Below are 20202 nucleotides of genomic sequence, written 5' to 3'. Positions count from 1 at the left end.
CGCTCAGCATGGCAGGAATTGATACCCATAACAACCACTGCCATCGATTGAAGCGCAACCTGGGGCCGCAGATCATGTTACCCATGCCATAGATAGCCGGGCATCGCCCCGCTACCTATTGACCGTCCCAGCCGGGGTCGATGCCGCCGCCCCGCACATTGAAGATCAAGTTAGACCTGTACGACGTTCACGCCGGCCTGCTCGATGAGATGCACCGCGTCCTGGTCCGCCGCCTTGTCGGTGATCAGGGTGTCGACGTTGCCCAGCGGGCAGATCCGGTTGAACGTCCGGCGGCCGATCTTCGAGGAGTCCGCCACCACGATCGTCCGGGCGGCGCTGGTCACCATGATCTGGTTGATCGCCGCCTCGCTGTCGTTGTGCGCGCTGGCGCCGTGCTGGTGGTCGATCGCGTCCACGCCGAGGACCACCAGGTCCAGCGCCACCGAGGTGAGCATCGTCTCGGCGATCCGGCCGACCAGCTCGTACGACTGAGGGCGAGCCGTGCCTCCGGTCAGCACCACCCGAAGGTGCGGCCGCACGATGAGCTCGTTGGCGATGTTCAGCGCGTTGGTCACCACGGTGACCGCGGGCGCCTGCCCGTTCGGGTCGGTCCGCAGCGCGAGCGCCCGGGCCACCTCGGTCGTCGTGGTACCCCCGTTGAGCCCCACGGTGGCTCCGGCCGGGATCAGGTCCGCAGCGGCCGCCGCGATGCGCTGCTTCTCCGGCGCCTGCCGGACGGCCTTGTAGCGCAACGGCAGGTCGTAGGAGACGCTGCTGGCGACGACCCCGCCACGGGTGCGGGTGACCAGCTGCTGGGTGGCCAGCTCGTCGAAGTCCCGCCGGATGGTCGCCGCGCTCACGCCCAGCTCCCGGGCGGTGGACTCGATGTCGAGCTGGCCGGCGGCCGCCACCATCTCCAGGAGCCGGTGCCACCGCTCGTGCTGATTCACGTTTCACTCCGGTCCTCGGGCCTGCGTATGCAGCCATCCTTGCATCCTCGATGCAACGTCTGCGCGGCACCGTAGCGGCTTCCGGCCCTTCGGCCCTCCATGTCCGGGTCGGTCGATGATAAAAAATGCAACTAAATTGCCTCTGTATTTCATCTTCAGTCACGCTGAACGATCGTCACTGCACTCGATCGGGATGGGGAGCGATCGACCGGGCACCATGGAGGCACCAACCCGCACCGGATGAGCCGAGGAGAGAGAGCACGGCCCTTACTGCTGGCGTCGGGTTACGGCACCTCGGGCAGCAGGGTGAGCAGCCGCTCCACCAGCCCACGACTCCGCCAGGATCGGTGCCGGGCGAGACGCGGCTCGACGCTGTCGCGGCCCGTTCGCGGCGCTCGCTGTCAGGTTCCGGTGACCCAGATCCCGATGGTCGTCGTGGCCGCGCGCGAGGCGGAGGCCGTCACCGCAGGAGCGGGGCGAGGCCGTCGAGAAGGCGCTGGAGGCCGAACTCGAAGAGTGTGTCCAGGTTCCAGGCCCCGTCGTCGGCGGCGATGAAGCGGTCCAGCAGCGGGAGCCGCCCGTCGGCCAGGACCGCGCCGATGCGTCCCTCCTGAGCCTCCAACCACTGGGCGTCGGTCAGGCCGCTGTCCTGCTCGGCCTGCGCCTCCTCGGCCCGGTTCACCGCCGTGCCGCGAACGTGGTTGGCCACCGTCACCGCCGCCGTGAACTGTGCGTTTAGGTCGAGCCCGCGTCCGTCCAGGGCCCGCATCATCCATTCGGTATGGACCATCGCGTGCGGGGCCGGCAGCGGCCGGGTGAAGGAGACCGCCTCGGCCAGCCAGGTGTGCCGACGGTACATCGCCCATTGCAGCCGGGCGATGGCCTCGAGGCAGGCCCGCCAGCCGTCGCGCTCCGGGGTGAGGGCCGGGGGCGGATTGTCGGCCATGACCTTGTCGATCATGAGCATCACCAGCTCGTCCCGGTCGGCCACGTACCGGTAGATCGCCATCGTCGGGATGCCGAGCCGACCGGCGAGCCGGCGCATCGACAGGCCGTGCAGCCCTTCGGCGTCGGCGGTGGCCACGGCGGTGGCGACCACCTGCGCCCGGTCCGGGCCGGGTGCTCTGCCCACACCGGCGGCGGCCACCACGGTGCCGACGCCCCGTACGGGCTCGACGAGACCCCGCTCGCGCAGGGTCGCCAGGACCTTCGTCGCGGTCGCCATCGCCACCCCGTACTCAGCTATGAGCTGCCTCGTCGACGGGATCCTCGTTCCGGTGGCGAATTCGCCGGACGCGATCCGGCCGGCGAGATCGGCGGCGATCCGGCGGTACGGCGGTTCCTCCACAGCGGCCTCCCGTGCACTAGTGCAGTGACGATACCCCGAGAGCGAATACGGGGGACAGCCTGACTATTTCCCCTGATAGTGCACTCGTACGGTGTACAGCATGACTGATCTCGTGCAGCTGGACCCGGAGCGTAGGACCTACGACGACCCGGCGGCCACGCTCGACGGCGTCGCCGTCGACCTCGCCCCGGGGGATGTTCGCCGACGGCACCGAGCCGACGGCCACCGGAATGCCGCGACGAAGAGGCGGCACGTGCCCCTCGTGGTGGTCGCGGGAGGTTCGGCGTCATGAGCGCGCTCCGACCTGACCGGCAGGGCCGCACCCGCGGTGTGGCCGCCCACGACGACGACGCCCGGATCAACGACGTGGACGCGTTGCGCGGGATCGCGCTGCTGTTCATCCTGCTGGCCAACGTGTGGTACTTCAGCTCCGGATTCGAGTTCCACCTGGTCGACGATCCGGCGCACGGCACGGTCGACCGGCTGGTCGCAGGTGCGGCGGAACTGCTGTTCGCGATGAAGGCGTACCTGCTGTTCTCATTCCTGTTCGGCTACAGCTTCACCCTGCAACTCGACTCAGCGGCCCGGCGTGGGCTGGCCTTCGGCCCGTCGTTCCTGCGCCGGCTGTCCGGGCTGTTCGTGCTCGGGGCGCTGCACGCGGTGCTGCTGTACCACGGCGACATCCTCACCACGTACGCGTTGCTCGGTCTCGTGCTGCTCGCCGCTCGGCGGACCGAACCGCGCGCCGCCCTGCTCGCAGCGGCGGTCATCGTGGGCGTGGTCGCGACCGTGATCGGTCTGGCCGCGGTCCTCGGCGCCACGGTGGTCCCGGACGAGGCCGCCGCGATCGCCGCCGGTGCGCGTTCGACGGAGGCCCTACGCGGCGGGCTCGGTGACGTCGTCCTGGAGCACCTGCGCTCATTGCCGGCAATGCTCGGCGCGCTCGCCGTGCAGGGGCCGTTGGCCTTCGCCGCGTTCCTGGTCGGCCTCGCCGCCGGCAGGCACCGGATGCTCGCCACCGTACCCACCCACGAGAACCTGCTGCGCCGCTGCGAGCGGGTCGGCTATCCGGTCGGCCTCGCCGGCGCCGCCGTGTTCGCGGTCGGCGGCGGCTCGGCGAGCATGACCGGGCTGATGGTCAGCGCCGTCACCGCGCCGTTCCTCGCCGCGGCCTACGCCGCGACCCTGCTGCGCCTGTTCACCCGGCGACCGCGCGTCGCGGACGCCCTGGCGCCCGCCGGACGCATGGCGTTGACGAACTATCTCGGCCAGTCACTCCTCTGCGTGCTCGTGTTCACCGGCGTCGGGCTGGGCCTGGCCGGCCACACGTCGCCGGCGCAGACGCTGCTGATCGCACTGACGATCTTCGCGGTGCAGGTGGCGACCAGCGCGTGGTGGATGCGGCGGTTCCGGTACGGCCCCGTCGAGTGGGCGTTGCGCGCATGGACCCACCGCCGCTGGCCCGACCTGCGGCGATAGCCACTCCGGCCGCCGAGCAGAACGACGAGCCCGGCCGCGCGCTGCGTGGCCGGGCTCGTCGTCGGCGGTCACCGTGCTGGAGGCCGGGGGTGCCGGCCCGCCGGGCACGTCCGCGACGTGCCCGGCGGATCCGACAGCGCGTCAGTGCGCGGTGAGGCGGAAGGCGTCGAGGACGGTCTGCTCGACGGTGTTGCCGGCGGCGTCCTCCGCCCTGGCCCTGATGCTGACCGTGCCCGTGGTGGCGGCCAGGCGTGGGGCCTGGTAGCTCACGGTGTAGTTTCCGCCGCCCCGGGCGGTCGCCGGGAGCTGCCGCCAGGTGACCCCGCCGTCGGTGCTGACGGCCACCGTCAGGCTCTTCACCGCCGGCGCGGCGGGCACCTGGTGGTACGCGGCGACCCTGATCTGGTGCCGGCCGGGTGCGCTCACCGCGTCACCGAGGTCAGCGCCCGCGTCGTACCGCAGGAACAGCAGCGGGTCGGCGTGGCACGGCCGGCCCGATCCCTCGACGCACTTGAACCCCTGCGGCGGCTCGTTCCGCGTCGGCGTGGCGGACGTGAACCGCCATTCCGTCGTGGTCCTGCCGTCGGCGGTCCGGGCCGTCATCCGGTAGCGCCCGGGCGCGGCCGGAAGCTCATAGGTGGGACCCCACACGGTGGAGCTGCCCTGGGGCAGTTCCCGACCGTCGTCGGCGTACATGTGCACGTTCGCCGGCTCGAACACGTACGAACCGATGAGGTGTCCCGGCTCCGTCCCGGAGACCAGGTAGGTGATCGGGTAGAAGGTGTCGCCCTGCCGGCAGAAGGCGCAGATCTCGGTGGACCAGTCGCCCTCCCACTTGCCGGGTTGGGTGCGGAAGATCTTGGGCGACAGCTCCGGCGGCCCGGGCACGAGGGGCCGCGCCGCCCACCGCGCCGTGGCCGGCCCCGCCCGGTCGATGACGTCGATGGTGCGGACGCCGGGCTGCGAACCCGAGGGCTCGTAGAACTGGTTCCGCACGAGGTCGGGCGAGACCGGCCCGCGGTAGGTGGTGAACCGGACGCTGTCGGTGACGTAGCCGTGGAAGACTCCGGCGACCGCGGTCTCGTTCGGCCGAAAGGCCGAGTAGATCATGCTGGCCGGCTCCGCCCGCGTGCCGTGGAGCGCGGTGTCGACCGTGGCGAGCTGCCGGTCGGTGAGCTCGGTGTGCAGCGAGGCCGGGATCCGCCCCTCCTGGTAGACGTGCAGCGCGTAGACGTACGGACTGACCGAGTCGTAGCCCGACACGTCGAGCTTCACCGGGCCGCGGCGCAGCAGGCCGCGCAGCCGCTCGGCCTGTGCCAGCGGGATGGAGGCGTACGGGATGTCGGCGGCCTCCTGCGTCTCGTGGTACCACCAGTCCGGCTCGACCGGCAGGAGGCAGGTCGTGGTGGCCCACGGCCCCCCGGTGGAGGTCGGGTCGACGAGCACGCCGACCGCGCCCGCCGCCCGCGCCCGCGTCAGCTGCGCGGGACCAACGCGGCACTGCCCGCCGGCGGGCTTGTCGGCGTCGATGCGCAGCAGGACGAGCTTGCCCCGGGCGTCGATCCGCCGGAGGTCGGCGTCCCGCCCCAGCCCGCCGTCGACCAGTTGGACCGTCTGCCGGCCGTCGAACCGCACCACCTCGAAGCCGGGGCGCTTGTACCAGTCGATCGGCAGGGTCGGTGTCAGCGCCAGCCGCTCGGGGGCGGTGGCCGCCACGGTCAGCATCGGCTTGCCGAGCACCCAGTTGACCCCGAGGTGGAAGGTGCCGACCGTCACCGGGGCGCTGGGGATGGCCCAGAACCTGGAGTTGCTGTAGCCGGTGAAGCTGAGGACGCCACCGCCGGCGCCGTTGCTGAATGTGCGGAAGGTGATCCGGGAGCCGACGAACGTCTCGGTCGGTCGCGGGGTGCCGACCGTCATCTGCTGGGCCGCGTCGCCGTCGCGGGTGATGGTGGTGTCCCCGGCGACCTCGAACTCCGGCAGTTCCAGGTTGAGGTGCTGCTCCCGGCCGTCGATCCGGAAGGTCGCGTAACCGCCGGACTCGTAGGTGCCGGGCGGCACCTCGTACGTCACCTCGAACGTGGTGCAGGGATCCTGGTCCAGGCACCGCGCGCTGACCGACTCGTACCCGGTCCCGACCGCGGCTCCGGCGACCTGGGCGAGCATGAATCCGCCGAGCGGGCAGATGGTCATGAGGCGGCTGTCGCAGTAGAACCGCTCGCCCTTCTGCCGCTTGACGATCTGGGTGACCCGGTACTTCGGCTGCCCGGTGTCGGTCTGCGGTCCGGCCTTGGCCGAGCGGAGCCCGGTGGGCCAGATCGCCACCGCGCCGCCGGCGAGCTTCGGAGTGGCCCGGTCGAAGAGGTAGCTGCTCAGCCCGCCCCGCTGTTCGCCGGTGACGGCGGCCCAGAAGGCGGCGGCCCGGCGAGGTTCGACGCGCAGGTCGACCGAGCCGTCGTCCGGGTGCCTCGCGGTGGTCTCCGCGCCGGGCAGGCCCGACACCCGCTTGTCCAGCGCCGCCTTGTCCAGCCGGTCGCCGTACTTGACGGTGACGGCGAGCGGGCTGCCGCCGCCACGCTCCGACTGGCCGGCGAGCCAGCCCAGGTCGAAGACCCTACGGTCGACGACGCCGCCGGCCACCAGCGCCTGCGCGTCGCTCGGCACGGCGTGGAGGATGGTGTCCGCTCCGCCCGGCCCCGTCCGGACGGTGACGTCGATCGTCGGGCGGGTGCCGTCGGCCCGTGCCGACGGGACGGCGGTGACTGTGTAACGGCCACCGGTCCGGGCCAGCGTGACCTCGTCGCCGGTGATCAGGGTGAGCTTGTAGGTGGGCTTGGTCAGCCCGGGTAGCGAGACCGCCCGTAGGCCGTCCTCGGCCGCGGCTCCGGCCGGCGCCGGGGCCCGCCCGGCCGGCTCGTCGGGCCGGGCGGCGGCGGCGACGGGCGCGGCCAGCACGGTCAGGAGGGCCGAGGCGGCGGCGAGCAGGCGTAGCCGACGGCGTCTGCGGGGGTGGGGGTTGCTGCCTGGTGTGGTCACGAATGGCTCCTTGTCGGGCGAGCTGGTGGGACCGCGCTGCACGGCGTCGTCCGGCATGTCAGCCACCTGCCCGGGCCAGCGACCAGTCCCGGGTCACGACCGCGTCGGCGCGGACCTGGACCGTCGCGGTGCCGGTCTGGTAGCCGGACGCGCGCGCGGTGAATTCGGTGCCGCCGGTCGCGGAGCTGAAGACCCAGTACAGGCCGTCGCCGAGTGCCGGGTCCGCCGGTGTGGTGACGCCCGTGCCGGTGTCCCCGGGCTGTTCGGTCCGGGACACGGTCGCGAAGACCGGCGCGCCGGTGTCGCGGTCGGTGACGAACCCGACGACCAGCCCGCCCTCGACCGGCCGGCAGGCGCGGTCGCCCACGAAGACGTCGTCGACGGCCCACCACCAGGCGTCGCGGCCCTGGTAGTGGAACCTGATCCGGACGTCCGCACGGTTGGCCGCCTGCGGCAGCGGCAGCGTGACCTGGCCGAACGCGTGCCTGGTGGTCTGCCGCCACACCGTCTTCCAGGTCCGGCCGCCGTCGGTGGACACGTCGACGGCGGCCCGCTGGCTGGCGTCGTCCGGGTAGTAGGACGTGCGGAAGGTGAGCTTCGGGGAGGCATCGCCGGAGAGGTCGATCGCCGGAGAGGTCAGGGTGGTGTCGAACCGCTTCCCGGCGCCGACCGTCGAGTCGGCGACGGCGAACCTGCCGTCACCGCCCTCGGGCACCGGTCGGTAGCCGGGATTGTCGAACCGCCAGCCCGGCCTGCCGGAGGTTCGCCAGCCATCGCGCGTGCCGGTGTCGGTCCAGTCGTCGAAGTCCTCGCCGACGCCGCTGAAGCGGTAGCCGGGGGCGGTGCAGCTCGACTCGTCGACGGTCAGCGCCGCGTCCTGGGTCAGGTCCGCCCCGCCCAGCTCGAACGTCCGCTGAGCGCCCCGGTATCCGGGGTACTGGGCGGTGACCCGCATGGTGTACGACGCGGATCCGGGCAGCCGCACGCTGTACCGGCCGGTCACCGGGTCGGTGAAGACCGGTCCGAGTGGATAGCCGTCGATGACGACCTTGGCGTACAACGGCCAGCCGTGCCCGGATCCGTCGGTCACGGTACCGCTGACCGTGCTCATCGGCTGAGGGGTCAGCCTGACGTCGACGGTGGCGGCTTCGCCCTCGCGGACCTGCGCCTGTGTCGTGCCGGCCGCGTAGCCGTACTTGCGTACACCGATCGTGTAGCTGCCCAACGGAAGGGCACCCGATTGGTAGGCGCCCTCCGCGTCGGTGGTCACCTCACGACTGACCGGGCCGGTGATCGTGACGGTGGCACCGGGCAGCGGCTTCGAGGTCCCGGCGTCGCTGACGGTGCCGCCGATCCTGCCGGTGGGTCCGCGCGGCGCCTGCCTCATCAGGGCGAGCGCGTCCAGTCGCCCCTCGCCGAAGGCGTTGTTGTCGTCGTCGGTGCCGCCGCACTGACCGTCCGGGTTGTCGACGGCCGTGCCGTCCAGCAGGGACCTGGTGGCCTCGGTGTCACCGACCATCGACGTGGCCGCCGACCAGACCAGGGCGACGGCGCCCGCGACGTGCGGGGCCGCCATCGAGGTGCCGTTGAGGCTGGCGTACGCGCTTCCCGGCATGCTCGACCGGACGTTCACGCCCGGCGCGGCGACGTTCGGCTTGATCTCGCCGTCCTGGCCGGCCCCGCGCGACGAGAACGGCGCGATGGTGTGGTCGGAGTCGTACGCGCCGACCGAGTAGTTGATCTTCCGGCTGCCCGGGGCGCCGCTCGTCCGGCAGCCCGGCCCGTTGTTGCCGTTGGCCCACACGCCGAAGATGCCCGACGCGGTCCACGCCAGGCTGATGTCCTCCAGGAACGGCGCGTCCGACGGGGTGGTGGTGCCCCACGAGTTGTTGATGACATGCGGTCGCTTGCCGGCGTCCGGGTTCTGGCCGTTGAGGTCCGTCGGCTCCAGCAGCCACTGGCCCGAACTGATCAGCGCGGCGTCGCTCGGGCAGCAGCCGTTTGCCGCGATCCATCGGGCCTTCGGCGCCACCCCGACCCGGTTCTCGGCGCCGTCGTCGCCGACCATCGTGCCCATCGTGTGCGTGCCGTGCCCGTCGCCGTCGCAGGGCGCTCCCCCGCAGGTGCCGGCCGCGTCGAACCAGTTGTAGTTGTGGTCGAACACGCCGTCGCCCTTGTTGCCGCGGTACTGCCGCGCCAGGGCGGGATGGTCGAACTGGACGCCGGTGTCGATCGATGCCACCGTGATGTCCTCGCCGCGTACGCCGAACTGCTCCCACACGTCGTCGGCGTTGATGTTGGCGACGCCCCACTCGACCGCGTCGACCGCCTGCCGGCCGACGCCCCTGGTGACCGGGGGCGGGGCGACCTTGAACGACGGCAGCAGCGAGCTGACCTCGGGCTTCGCGGCCAGCCGCTCGGCGAGGGCCTGGTCGCCGGTCACCTTGATCGCGTTCGTCGCCCAGAAGCTCTGGTGCGCTACGCCGGAGGCGGTGAGTTCCCTGCGTACCGCCCGCTGGCTCTCGTCGGCGGCCTGCCGCAGCGCCCTGGCCACCGCCGTACCGCGCGCGTTCCAGTCCCGGATCGACCGGGCCGCGCTCAGGTCCGCCTTCGCGTCGAAGTAGACCCAGAAGTCCACGGGGGACTCCTGGGCGCCGAGCTGGGACTGGAGCTGTGGACGGATCTTGGCCTTCGCGGCCGCTGCCGTCGGCTCCGGGGCGGTCGAGGGCAGCGCGGTGGCGGCGCCGTTCAGTGCGAGCACCGTGGCCACGGCGGCCACCACCACGGTCGCGATTCTTCGTCTCGACGGATGGGCTGGGCGCATGGGGGATTCTCCTCCGGGAGGGGTGTGAGGGCTGCGGCCGCGACTGGTCACAGCGGCAGGTATCGGTCGTCGTCCGCGACGTCGGTCCGGACGTCGGTGTCGTCGCCCGGTCCGCCCCCGGGACGGGACTCGACGCGCGTGTCGGCGGGGCGGGCGGTCTCCGGCGACGTCGTCTCGTCCTCGTCCGGGTCATCTCGATGCGGCATGCCAGCATCGTGGTCAACCGCGAGACGGTGCTGCGATCCCTCAGGTGAGTGAAACAACCCGCGACCGCCGGCGGGGAGTCACTCCCCCGCGCCCGTGCCGGGCTCGGCGACCAGCCCCGCGCCGATCGCCCGTGCGGTGAGCGCCGCCCGGGAGGAGACTCCGAACTTGCGCATCGCCGACTTCATCTGGCTCGCCACGGTGTGGTGCGAGCGGTGCAGGGCATCGGCGATCTCCCGGTTCGTCCGACCCTCGGCCGCGAGGGCGACGACCTCCCGCTCGCGGGGCGACAGGTCGGGGCCGTAGCCCTTCCGGCCGCCGCGCCACACGCGCGGCACCTGGCGGCCGTGCGCGCGCAGGGTACGGGCGACGCGGTCCACGTCGAGGCTCGCCGGCAGGGACGACAGTCCATCGAGGACGTCGGCGAGCAGGTCGAGCCCTTCCGGGACGGCCCCGGCCCGGATCAGGCACCCCGCCTGCCGCTCGCGGGAGAGCGCCGCGCCGTACGGCCGGGGAAGCGCCGCCCAGGCCGCGGCGGCCCGCCCGAACAGGACCGCGGCCGAGGCGTGGTCGCCCGCGGCCTCGGCGAGCAGGCCCCGGCAGTCCAGCACGGCGGCCCGCGGCGCCGGCAACCGCCCGGCGGGCAGCCCTCGGGCGAACGCGTCGACCAGGTCCTGCGCCTGTGCCGTGGCTCCGACGGCGAGCAGGGCCTGGACGCGGGCGGGCACCACGTCGGTGCCCCACAGCCAGACCCCCTTCTCCGCGACGACCTCGCACGGGTCGCGGGAGAGCGTCAACGCCGCGTCGGGCCGGCCCTCGCGCAGCCGGATCTGCACCAACGTCGCCACCGCCTCGGCGACGGTGTCCCAGGCCCCGGCGTCGCGGGCGCCCGCCACCGCGCGTTCGATCTCCCGCGCTGCCTGGACGAGGTCCCCGGCCGCCATGCGCAGCAGGCCAATGATCATGATCGGCTCGACCCGGCTGACCGGGTGGAGATCGTCGGTGTCCGCCATCGTGGCAGCGCGCTCCGCGAGGCCGTTCCAGGCGCCCGTGAACCAGTCGAGGTGCAACCGGGTGGAGTCGACGAGCTCCCTGATCCTGACCTGCTCGTACTCGACGGCGAGCCGACGGGCGGTGGCGAGCCAGCCGTCGGCCTCCGCGTACCGCCCCCACCGCATGGCCCCGTCGCCGATGTTGAGGTAGCCGACGGTGATGATCCGGCGGTCCCTGACGGTCCGGGCCGTCTGCGGGATCTGCGCCGCCTCCGCCCAGCCGCGCTCGTCACCGAGTTGCAGCAGGGCGGGCGCGCGGCCGGCCGCGACCCGTAGCCGGTCCGACGGCTCAAGCGACCGCGCGAACTCGGCCGCCCGGTCCAGCCAGGTCAGGTGCCGGGCCGCCGGCGAGCGGCCGCGCGGCCAGCCCAGCAGCATCATGGCGACGGCGGGCGAGGCACGCCGACGGTCGAGGTGCGGCAGCGCCCGCTCCAGCTCGGCGTGCGCCTCGTCGAACTCCTCCATGTCGTTGAGGATCCGGGCGAGCTGGAAGCGGAGATTGGCCTCCACCCCCGGATCCGGGACACCTACGTCGAGCACCCGGCGCACGGCGGCGGCGAGGTCCCGCAGACGGCACGGGCCGGTGAAGGAACCGAACGGCACCTTCTCCACCAGCGCGCACATCTGCTCGGCGGGCACGTCGCCGTTGGTCAGCACGTCGTGCAGCAGCGCGCCCGCGGTCGTCTCGTCGCCGGTCTGCAGCGCCACGTCCGCGGAGAGTTCCGCGTACCTGCCCCACCTCTCGCCGTCGCCGACCTGCCGGAAGTGCCGCGCGAGCTGCGCCAGCGGTCGTGGGGTCACGGTTTCGAGCACCCGCCCCGCGCGCTCGTGCAGCGTACGGCGGTCCCGTTCGTCCATGGCGTCGTAGATGGCCCGGCCGGCCAGCACGTGGCGGAAGGACACCCTGTGGTGGTCCCGTCGGTGCAGCAGGCGACGGGCGACGGCTTCGGCCAGGCCGGCGGCGAACTCGGCCGGCGGCAGTTCGCTGATCCGCGCCAGCAGGTGTTCGGCGATGGGATCGGCGACGACCGCGGCGGCTCGGAGCACTGCCCGGGTGGCGCCGTCGAGTCGGCCGGCGTGCTCCAGCACGGTGTCCCGCACCGTCGGGGGCACCACGATCTCGTCCAGAGGAAGCCGCTTCCAGCCCTGGCCGCGACGAACGAGGTCGCCGCGTCGGGCCATCAGCCGCACGCACTCCTCGACGGCGAGCGGCACCCCTTCGGTGCGGGCGTGCAGGTGCTGGGCGAACTCGCCGGAGACCTCCTGGTTGGCCAGCATCGACGAGGCGAGCGCCGCGGTCCCGGGCTCGTCGAGCGGATCGAGGACGACTCGCAGCCGTGCGCGGTGCGGCCGAAGGCGTCCCGACAGGCGCAGCAGCCACGGGTCCCCCACCAGGTCCTCCGGGCGGTAGGCCACCACCAGGCTCGGCCCCTGGCCGTGCCGCTCGGCCAGGAACAGCAGGAACTCCCGGGTCGCGTCGTCAGACCACTGTGCGTCGTCGACGACGAGCAGGCCCACTCCGAGCCTGTCGAGCAGTTCGGCGAGGGCCCGGAGCACCCGGTGCCGGGCGGCGCTCGCGTCCCCGGCCGGCTCGGGGGTCGGCGGCAGGTGCTCCGCCCACTCCGGGAACAGCGGTCGCAGGGCACCGGCCAGGCTGCTGAGGCCCAGGCCCGCCACCGTGCCGACGTCGGTGGCAAGCAGCGCCTCGACGATCGGTCCCAACGTGTACGGCTCGCGCACGGGCGGACAGACCGCCGTCAGCGCGCAGTGCACACCGCCGGCGGGGGAAGCGAGGAACTCCTCCAGCAGCCGGCTCTTGCCGACGCCGGCCTCACCCTCGACCAGCACCAGCGCCGAGGTGTCGGTGAGCACCTGCTCCAGCCGGGCCAGTTCCCCCTCGCGGCCGATCAGCAGCGGGGCCGCCACACCGTCGACGTCCGGCTCCGCCGCGCCACGGCGGGGAGAGTCGCCGCCGACCACCACAGCCTCCACAGCTCGCCCGCTCGCACCTGCACAGCTGTCAATGATCATCGTTTATGTGGTGGTCGGCGGCAAGGCGTTTCGCCCGCTCGCCCGGCACCACGGGTCTCGCCATGACGCGTGGCGGACCCGCCGACGCCGGTGCGGGCTGTTCGAGCGGGCCGAGCGGCTCGGTCGGCCCGCACCCTGGCAGCGATGACCTGCACGTCTACGCCGTGGTGCTTGTGTTTCCCGGAGTAGTACGGCTTCTGGTCGGCGACCCGGTCGACCGGAATCAGGGTGCCGTCCAGGATCGCGTATGCCAGTCGGCGGATCCGGTCCATGGCGGTGGCCAGGTCGTCGGCGGCCGCCGCGAGCAGGGCTATCGCTTCCTGCACGTACCGCCATGCGGTGGTCACGCCGACGGCGAACCCGGCGGCCAGCCGGGTGTAGGTATCACCGTTGCGCAGGTGAGCCAGGGCGAGCAGTGCCTGGCGTCCCGCGTCGAGGCGCCGCCACGAGCTCATCCTCGACTCGGCCGGCATGGCCATCCAGCATCGCCGGCCGGCCCGTGACCAGCTCATTCACACCCGGATCGGGGAACGCAGTACACGTCGTTCGAGTTCGGCCGCACCCTGCGCTCCTGCGGCCTCCTCGCCTCCATGGGTTCAGTCGCCGACTGCTACGACAACGCCATGGCCGAAACGTTCTTCGCCACCCTCAAGACCGAACTGGTCTACACCCGAGCCTGGCCCAGCAGGCACGAACTGGAAATGGAGGTCTTCTCCTACATCGAAGGCTTCTACAACCCTCGCCGACGGCACAGCCGGCTGGGTAACGTCAGCCCCGACACCTACGAGAAGATCCACCGAGAGTCCCCGACAGACATCGAGGTGTCCGGCCGATAGGGGTCACTTCATCTGCCACGCCGTAGGCATGCATGAGCTGGGACCAGTCCGTCATGCCGGTGATCTAACCCTGACGATTCAACCTCTGTAACAGGGCAGCGTCGCGGGAGACCATCACGTCGAGCAGGCGGGCGCCTCGCCGCTGCAGCAGACGCGCGGTGAGGGTGGGGGTCAGGGAGAGGCTGACCGCGGCTAGCAGGATGGCCGCGAGCACCGGCGTCCACAAGTGACTCCCGGTGGTGGTGCCGATGATGCCAGGGAGAATGGCGCCCAGCAGGACCACGGGGAAGATCGTCATTTGTCCACCGGTCGGATCGCCTGCTCGTTGTCCAGGGTAGCGGCGATCGCGGGCATCGGTGCCGACAGCCGGCATCAGGAGCGCGATCAGCGGTGCCACGGCGCAGGCCACTGCGGCTGCGGCGATGGCGCCGCTGATGGCGACGACGCCCAGCGGAGAGCGGGTCACGGCCCACAACACGGCCGCCAGCACGATCGACGGTACGCCGAATAACAAGAACCATGCCGCCATCCGGCCGCGTACGTCAGCCTGAAGGGCGCCCGGTGTGGTGAGCAGCTGCCACAGGGCCGTGCCGTCCAGGGCGTAGGTGTTGACCGCGACCATCGCGCCGAACACCGCCGCAGCGGAACCCACGAGGGGCAGCGCCCAACTCCAGTCGGTGACCCCGATGATGAGCGCCATCAACAGCGGGGTCAGCCAGGCACTACGCAGTTCCACACCGCGCGCGGGATCCCGCGACCAGGTGGCCAGCTCTCGCGAGACGACAGCGGACACCTGCGGCGTCGTGAACGGAAGCGACAGCCCACGACCCGGTGCGTGAGGGCGTCGCGGCGTCACGAGGCGAGGTGGGCGGCGTAGGGCCCGCGCTGTCAGGGTGGTCCAGCCCATGTGCAGCAGTGCACCCAGGGCCAGGAGGGCCATCAGCGGCACGACGACCGTTTCCGTCCCGGCGTTGTCACGGGCGGCGATCGCGGCGCGGTACCCCCATCCCGTGGGCAGGAGGGCGAGCACGTCGATGATCGGCGCGGGTAGCTGCCCGAAGGTAGGGAGGACCAGGGTGGTGTCGCTCTGACCGAGGCGGGGCAGCAACCAGGCCGCGATCGGCACCCAGCCAGCGAACGACAGCGCGAGCATGACGGCGGTCTGGATGGCGGCCAGCCTCATCCCGGCCCGGGTCTGCAACAGCCAGGCCGCGATCACCGCCACCGTCTTACCCGCCCAGACCAGCAGATACAGCTGTGCCACCATCGCCACCGCGCCGATCGTGGCCGCCGTCAGGCCGCCCGGTGCGGCCAGCACGACCAGGGACGACAGACAGGTCAGCGTAACCAGCGGGCCGACGCCCAGCAGCTCGGTCCAGGACAAAGCCCGAGCCGCGCGCCATGGCCGCAGCGGATAGCCGCGTAACCAGTCGCGCGAGATGACCGACGGATCGTGGCGGGGCTGGGTCAGAGGGCCGAACAGCCACATGCCTCCCCATCCGGTGAGCGCCACGGCGATCCAGCCTTCGTGGAGCAGTCCGCGGTTGGCCACCGCTGCGCCGACGACCACCAACGCGGCCAGGGCCATACCGGCGACCAGGCTGAATCCGCGCTCGTTGTGCGGGCCGTTGCGAAGCAGGCGTAGCTTCAGCGCGAACAGGGCTCGGGTCATGTCAGCCACCTCAACGGGCGGACCGGATCGGCGCCGACCAGCTCGACGAAACGTTCGTTGAGCGTCCCGTTCGCTGCCACCTCGTCTACCGGCCCCTCGACCAACACCCGGCCACCGGCCACCAACGCCACCCGGCGGCAGTTGCGTTCGACGAAGTCCATCATGTGGCTCGACATGACCACCGTGCCGCCGGCGGCGACGTACTGTGTGAGCACCTGTTCGATGGAGCGGGCCGAGACCGGGTCGATTGCCTCGAACGGCTCGTCGAGGACCAGCACCCGGGGGCGGTGCAGCATCGCCAGCGCCAGATTGATCTTCTTGCGCATACCGGTGGAATACTCCACGATCAGCGCGCGTGGAGCAGCGTCGAGGCCAAGGATCTCCAGCAGGTCCTCGGCGCGGACCCGCCAGCTGTCATCCAGCCCACGCAGCCCGGCGCTGTACCGCAGCGCCTCGGTGGCGGTCAGCCGTTCGGGTAGCGACAGCCCGTCCATCATGATGCCGAGCTGGGCGAGCGCGGCTTGCCGATCGGTTCGCAGGTCATGACCGGCGATCCTGACCGTGCCGGAGGTCGGCTCCCGCAACCCGCACATGGCCGTCAGCGTGGTGGTCTTGCCGGCCCCGTTCGGGCCGACGATGCCGTAACACATTCCCGCTGGGATGCTCAAGCTGACCCGGTCGACGGCGAGTACAGCGCCGAAACGCTGGGTGAGGTCAGTTACCTCAACGGCTGGGACAGTGTAATCGAACACTTGCATCGTCTCTTTCCGGCAAGGAACGGCAGACCGGTCAATTCGGCCGCACTATTCGTCGATCAGGCCGCGGATCTCGTCCATGCGACAGGACGTCGAAGCGGGTTGCCGGAGCAGCGCAGTCGGATGAGCTATCACTCGGCGGTGTGCGTGAGGATGGCGACGGCCAGTTCCTCGTGCACCTCCGGCGGAAGCGTATGCCCCATGCCCGCCGTGATCATCAGCCGCGCTCCCGGGATCTGCTCGGCGATGATCGCGCCGTGACCCGGCTTGACCGGCTCGTGGCTGCCCTCGATGACCAGCGTGGGCGCCTTCAGCTGGTGCAGCACGCCCACCGGCTCGAAGTCCGGGCTGGCCGCAGCGGCCAGCCGGTGGTTGGCCACCGCCGTCAGGTCGCGGGCCCGGTCGTAGATTCGTTCCTGTAGCCGGCGCGCCGCGTCCCCGTCGAACGGCAGCCCGGTGCCGTGCAGCACGCGCTGTTCGGCGATCATGCTGTTGATCTGGGTGCGCCGGTCCTCGGGCGGTGCGGCGGTCATCAGCGCCCGGTAGAAGGCCACGAACTCCGGCGTCGGCTCGGGCAGGCTGTCCTCGGGCTGCGGCTGCCTCAGCAGAGCCCGCAGGATCACCTGACCTTCACCGCCGCCGAGCGGCGAGGAGGCGATGACGGTCAGTGAGCGCACCCGCTCCGGCTGCTCCACCGCGACGAACTGGCCGAGCAGCCCGCCGGCCGAGTGGCCGACCAGGTGGGCGCTCTCCAGGCCGTGGGCGTCCAGCACGCGGTACACGTCGTTCTTGATGTCGTTCCACGTGTACGGCTGTGCCGCGAAGTCGACCGTGCCCGACATGCCGGTGTCACGGTGGTCGTACCGGATCACCCTGCGGCCTCCGGCGACAAGGCGGCCGACGAACTCGTCCGGCCACAGAACGCCCTGCGACATCGACCCCATGATCAACAGGATCGGCGCATCTGTTACGGCGCCGAACTCTTCACTCCAGATGTTCACCTCAGTCATGTCTCAGAGCATGTCCTCTTCCGCTGCGGGCGCCTTCTGTAGAACTACTAGTCGCGCCAGTTCCGTGCGGGAGCCGATGCCCAGCTTCGGGTAGATCTTGTACAGGTGGTACTCGACCGTGCGAGGGCTCAGGAACAGCTGGGCGGCGATCTGCTTGCTCGACAACCCGTCGGCGACCAGGCCCGCGATGCGCAACTCCTGCGGGGTCAGCGCGTCCAGCACGGCCGAGCCCGGGGCCTGCCCGCTCTCGCCCGCCGCCCGCAGCTCACCTTGTGCGCGCCTCGCCCACGGCTTCGCGCCTGCCCGCTCGAACGTCTCCCACGCCATCCGCAGATGCGCCCGCGCGTCGCCCGGCCGCTGCGCTCGGCGCAGGCGCTCACCCAGCAGTAGAGCCGTCCTGGCCTCCTCGAACGGATTGGTGTGCAGCCGCAACGCCTCGCCGAAGGCGTCCTCGGACGACTCGGCCAAGCCCCGGCAACGGGCCAGCAGGGCGCGCGACTCAGACGTCGCGGCGTACGCCGACCATCGCTCGTACGCCTCGAGCGCCGCCCGCGCACCCACCTCGTCGCCCGCGCCCAGGGCGGCCTCGACGCGATCCGGCGCCGTCCGCCACACCACGGTGGGATGCCCGACACCCGGTCCCGCCTCGGCGATGGCCGTGAAGCGGTCATGCGCCGTCGCGTAGCGTCCCAGGCACAGGTCGAGCAGCGCCAGCGCGTACGCGGCGACCCCTGCCCGCAGACCTACCCGGTGCGGTATGGCGATGGCCAGCGCCTCGCGGGCCTGCCGTTCACAAATCTCCTCCTCGCCTCGCAGCGCCGCCAGGACCGCCAGGTTGGCCAGGTGCGCGGCCACAGTGTTCTCATAGCCGGCCTCGCGGGCCAGTTCCAGGCCCTCCTCGGAGATGGCCTGGCTGCTTGCCAGCCGCCCGGCGATGCGCTCGGCCGTCGCCACGAACTCCAGCACGACCGGCAGCTGCCCGGTCATCCCCGACATCCTGGCCACCCGTCCGGCCCGCTCGGCCATCTCGGTCGCCAGATCCGACTCGCCCAGATGGCTGGCCGCGGCCGCCGCCCACAGGTACTCCGCCGCCTCCCCCAGCTCGCCGACCCGCGCCAGCGCCCGCCGCAGCAGACCCGGACCGGCAGCGTCGCCATCCAGCGCCAGACCGATCCCGGCAACCGTGTCCCGCAAGAATCCCTCGCGGTGCCCTGCCGCCCTCCGCCCGAGCTCGATGATGGCCGCCGTGTCGCCGACGTACGAAGCGGCCTCCGCGGCATCGGCCAGCATCTCCAGGCTGTCGCCCGCCGCCAGGATCCGCACGGCCTCAGCGGCGTTGCCGGAGTTCAGCTCAAACCTGCCCTTGAGCTGGGCGATCTCCACGGCGAGGCCGGCATCCGCGCCAGCCTGGTCACGGGCCTCGGCCAGCAGCGACTCCGCCTGCCCGGGGCGACCACCAAGCCAGGCCGCGACGGCGGCGTCCTTCAGGCGGGCAGCACGGGTGCGCGGCTCGGGGGTCAGCTCGGCGGCCCGGGCCAGGGCTGCGGCAGCGGTGCCGTACCCACCGCGGTCGCGCGCCAGCTCCGCGGCGGTCACCAACTCGGTGGCGGCCCGCTCGTCCTGGCCCATGGCGGCTCCGGCCAGGTGCCAGGCGCGACGCTCACCCTCGGTGAGTTCCGCCAGTACGGCATGCACCCGGCGGATCCTGGCCGGGGTGTCCGCCTCGTGCACCGCCGACCGGATGAGCGGATGGCAGAAGCGCACGCGCGTACCCGAAAGCTCGGCCAGCCCGGACTCCTCCAGCTCGGCCAGCGCCATCCGCCCGGCCCACGTCCCCATGTACTCTCCGGGCAGTACCGTCCGCTCGGCGGACAACCGGTCGGTGGCGCGCAGGACCAGGTCGAGGTCAGCCTCCACGGCGGCAACCAGCGCGAGCAGCCGGGCGGAGGCGGACAACGCGGCCACCCGGTCGCCGAACAGTCGGGTCCCACCGGGCAGCGGGTCGGGCAGCGGTTCGCTGCCGGCGAGTTGCGCAGGTGTCAGGCGGGCGGCTATCTCGCCCAGCGCGAGCGGGTTCGCGCGGGTCAGCGTGACGAGTTCCCGCGCCACACAGGGCTGCACACCGCAGCGGGACTCCAGCATCTCGGCTGCGGCGGCTCCGGGGAGGCCACGCACCTCCACCGTCAGAGGCACACCCTTGACCGGAGCGTCCCCGCGCACGGCGAACAACATCGCGATCTTTTCGGTCTCCAGCCGCCTGGCGGCGAACAGCAGTGCGTCGGCCGAGGCCTGGTCGATCCACTGGAAGTCGTCGACCACACAGATCAGCCCATCCGGCGCGGCGGCTTCGACCAGCAGCGAGAGCACGCCAGCGCCCAGCAGGTACCGGTCGCCGGCAGTGTCCGCGGCGAGCCCCAGCGCCGCGCACACAGCGTCGTGCTGCGGTTCGGGCAGCGCGTCGAGCATGCCGGTCACCGGCCACAGCACCTGGTGCAGCGCGGCGAACGCGAGGTCGGTCTCAGCCTCGACGCCGGTGGTCCGCAGCACACGCATCGCGCCGCCACGCACGGCCACCGCGTCGAGCAGGGCCGTCTTGCCCACGCCTGCCTCGCCCCGCAACACCACCGCACCACCAACGCCGTCGCGAGCCCGCGCGATCACCTCGTCGAGTGCGCTGACCTCCGCCGACCTGCCGTAAAGCACGAACAACCACTCTAGGAGACTTCCACGCCGTCCCATCCCCACAGAGTCACTTCTCACAAACGGTGACACGGCGTGAACGTGCAGGTCATGACCGCCGCCACCGGCCGCCTCGTCCGGCTTCACCGAGATGCGGTCCACGACCCGACCGCAGCCCGCACACACGGCATCATCGACGCATTGACCAGGACAGACGCGATGACTTTCACCGGCAAGGGGCCACCTAGGGAGCCCACGGCAGCGTGGCACCCCGATCAAGCGGGGCACCGCAGCACGGTTGTCGGCGTACGGCTTCCAGTGCAGCG

General features: G+C 71.9%; 13 protein-coding genes and 2 pseudogenes. 4 read left to right on the top strand and 11 right to left on the bottom strand.

The genetic code is table 11. The annotated features are described in order from the left end of the window. Positions 1–170: 170 nt before the first annotated feature. Both M8C11_RS00540 and M8C11_RS30465 read right to left on the bottom strand, forming a co-directional pair. Complete coding sequence (locus tag M8C11_RS00540) at positions 171–950, bottom strand: DeoR/GlpR family DNA-binding transcription regulator (protein WP_252447718.1); 780 nt, start codon at positions 948–950, stop codon at positions 171–173. Positions 951–1410: 460 nt separating this feature from the next. Beyond that, positions 1411–2298: a TetR/AcrR family transcriptional regulator C-terminal domain-containing protein gene (locus M8C11_RS30465; protein ID WP_252447717.1), complete on the bottom strand. Its 888-nt coding sequence runs from the start codon at positions 2296–2298 to the stop codon at positions 1411–1413. Positions 2299–2398: 100 nt separating this feature from the next. Here M8C11_RS30465 and M8C11_RS00530 point away from each other — a divergent pair, with 100 nt between their 5' ends. Together M8C11_RS00530 and M8C11_RS00525 are read left to right on the top strand one after the other, a co-directional pair. Then, positions 2399–2590: a hypothetical protein gene (locus tag M8C11_RS00530; protein WP_252447716.1), complete on the top strand. Its 192-nt coding sequence runs from the start codon at positions 2399–2401 to the stop codon at positions 2588–2590. Continuing rightward, positions 2587–3777: a DUF418 domain-containing protein gene (locus M8C11_RS00525; protein ID WP_252447715.1), complete on the top strand. Its 1191-nt coding sequence runs from the start codon at positions 2587–2589 to the stop codon at positions 3775–3777. Before M8C11_RS00530 ends, M8C11_RS00525 begins: the two co-directional genes overlap by 4 nt. A 141-nt stretch (positions 3778–3918) precedes the next feature. Here the strand turns inward: M8C11_RS00525 and M8C11_RS00520 are convergent, their stop codons facing one another. From M8C11_RS00520 to M8C11_RS00500, 5 genes and pseudogenes are all read right to left on the bottom strand, one after another. Next, positions 3919–6870, bottom strand: a complete 2952-nt coding sequence (locus M8C11_RS00520; protein ID WP_252447714.1) for a hypothetical protein — start codon at positions 6868–6870, stop codon at positions 3919–3921. Position 6871: 1 nt separating this feature from the next. After that, the gene (locus M8C11_RS00515; protein ID WP_167796898.1) at positions 6872–9598 is read right to left on the bottom strand and encodes a S8 family serine peptidase; all 2727 of its coding nucleotides are present in this window, start codon (positions 9596–9598) and stop codon (positions 6872–6874) included. Positions 9599–9684: 86 nt separating this feature from the next. Continuing rightward, on the bottom strand, positions 9685–9843 hold the full coding sequence (locus M8C11_RS00510) for a hypothetical protein (RefSeq protein WP_167796899.1): 159 nt from the start codon (positions 9841–9843) through the stop codon (positions 9685–9687). Between the two features lie 78 nt (positions 9844–9921). Next, the gene (locus M8C11_RS00505) at positions 9922–12885 is read right to left on the bottom strand and encodes an AAA family ATPase (RefSeq protein WP_167796900.1); all 2964 of its coding nucleotides are present in this window, start codon (positions 12883–12885) and stop codon (positions 9922–9924) included. A gap of 175 nt (positions 12886–13060) precedes the next feature. Then, a pseudogene (locus M8C11_RS00500) lies at positions 13061–13388 on the bottom strand (transposase family protein); the annotation flags it as partial. A 126-nt stretch (positions 13389–13514) separates the two neighbouring features. On the opposite strand from M8C11_RS00500, the gene M8C11_RS00495 reads away from it, so the two are divergent. Beyond that, positions 13515–13760, top strand: a complete 246-nt coding sequence (locus M8C11_RS00495) for an IS3 family transposase (protein ID WP_135240851.1) — start codon at positions 13515–13517, stop codon at positions 13758–13760. A 64-nt stretch (positions 13761–13824) separates the two neighbouring features. On the opposite strand, the gene M8C11_RS00490 is transcribed toward M8C11_RS00495, so the two are convergent. From M8C11_RS00490 to M8C11_RS00475, 4 genes are all read right to left on the bottom strand, one after another. After that, complete coding sequence (locus tag M8C11_RS00490) at positions 13825–15432, bottom strand: hypothetical protein (protein ID WP_135240852.1); 1608 nt, start codon at positions 15430–15432, stop codon at positions 13825–13827. Next, complete coding sequence (locus tag M8C11_RS00485; protein WP_135240853.1) at positions 15429–16190, bottom strand: ABC transporter ATP-binding protein; 762 nt, start codon at positions 16188–16190, stop codon at positions 15429–15431. The genes M8C11_RS00490 and M8C11_RS00485 overlap by 4 nt, the downstream gene beginning before the upstream one ends. A 128-nt stretch (positions 16191–16318) precedes the next feature. Beyond that, positions 16319–17197 (bottom strand): alpha/beta hydrolase, encoded by an 879-nt coding sequence (locus tag M8C11_RS00480; RefSeq protein ID WP_135240854.1) that lies wholly within the window; start codon positions 17195–17197, stop codon positions 16319–16321. Between the two features lie 3 nt (positions 17198–17200). Further along, on the bottom strand, positions 17201–19900 hold the full coding sequence (locus M8C11_RS00475) for an AAA family ATPase (protein ID WP_135243986.1): 2700 nt from the start codon (positions 19898–19900) through the stop codon (positions 17201–17203). Positions 19901–19966: 66 nt separating this feature from the next. On the opposite strand from M8C11_RS00475, the pseudogene M8C11_RS00470 reads away from it, so the two are divergent. Further along, positions 19967–20116: pseudogene (locus tag M8C11_RS00470) on the top strand (IS5/IS1182 family transposase); the annotation flags it as partial. Positions 20117–20202: the final 86 nt, after the last annotated feature.

This window comes from Micromonospora sp. CPM1 (assembly GCF_023896895.1).
Taxonomy (GTDB): domain Bacteria; phylum Actinomycetota; class Actinomycetes; order Mycobacteriales; family Micromonosporaceae; genus Micromonospora; species Micromonospora tulbaghiae.
This window is presented reverse-complemented; position numbering and strand designations above follow the sequence as displayed.

Excerpts from the sequence above, each read along its gene's own strand:
- M8C11_RS00495 (WP_135240851.1), top strand. The coding sequence starts at position 13,515 with ATGGGTTCAGTCGCCGACTGCTACGACAACGCCATGGCCGAAACGTTC.
- M8C11_RS00520 (WP_252447714.1), bottom strand. The coding sequence starts at position 6,870 with ATGCCGGACGACGCCGTGCAGCGCGGTCCCACCAGCTCGCCCGACAAG.
- M8C11_RS00490 (WP_135240852.1), bottom strand. The coding sequence starts at position 15,432 with ATGACCCGAGCCCTGTTCGCGCTGAAGCTACGCCTGCTTCGCAACGGC.
- M8C11_RS00485 (WP_135240853.1), bottom strand. The coding sequence starts at position 16,190 with ATGCAAGTGTTCGATTACACTGTCCCAGCCGTTGAGGTAACTGACCTC.
- M8C11_RS00480 (WP_135240854.1), bottom strand. The coding sequence starts at position 17,197 with ATGACTGAGGTGAACATCTGGAGTGAAGAGTTCGGCGCCGTAACAGAT.
- M8C11_RS00525 (WP_252447715.1), top strand. The coding sequence starts at position 2,587 with ATGAGCGCGCTCCGACCTGACCGGCAGGGCCGCACCCGCGGTGTGGCC.
- M8C11_RS00530 (WP_252447716.1), top strand. The coding sequence starts at position 2,399 with ATGACTGATCTCGTGCAGCTGGACCCGGAGCGTAGGACCTACGACGAC.
- M8C11_RS00510 (WP_167796899.1), bottom strand. The coding sequence starts at position 9,843 with ATGCCGCATCGAGATGACCCGGACGAGGACGAGACGACGTCGCCGGAG.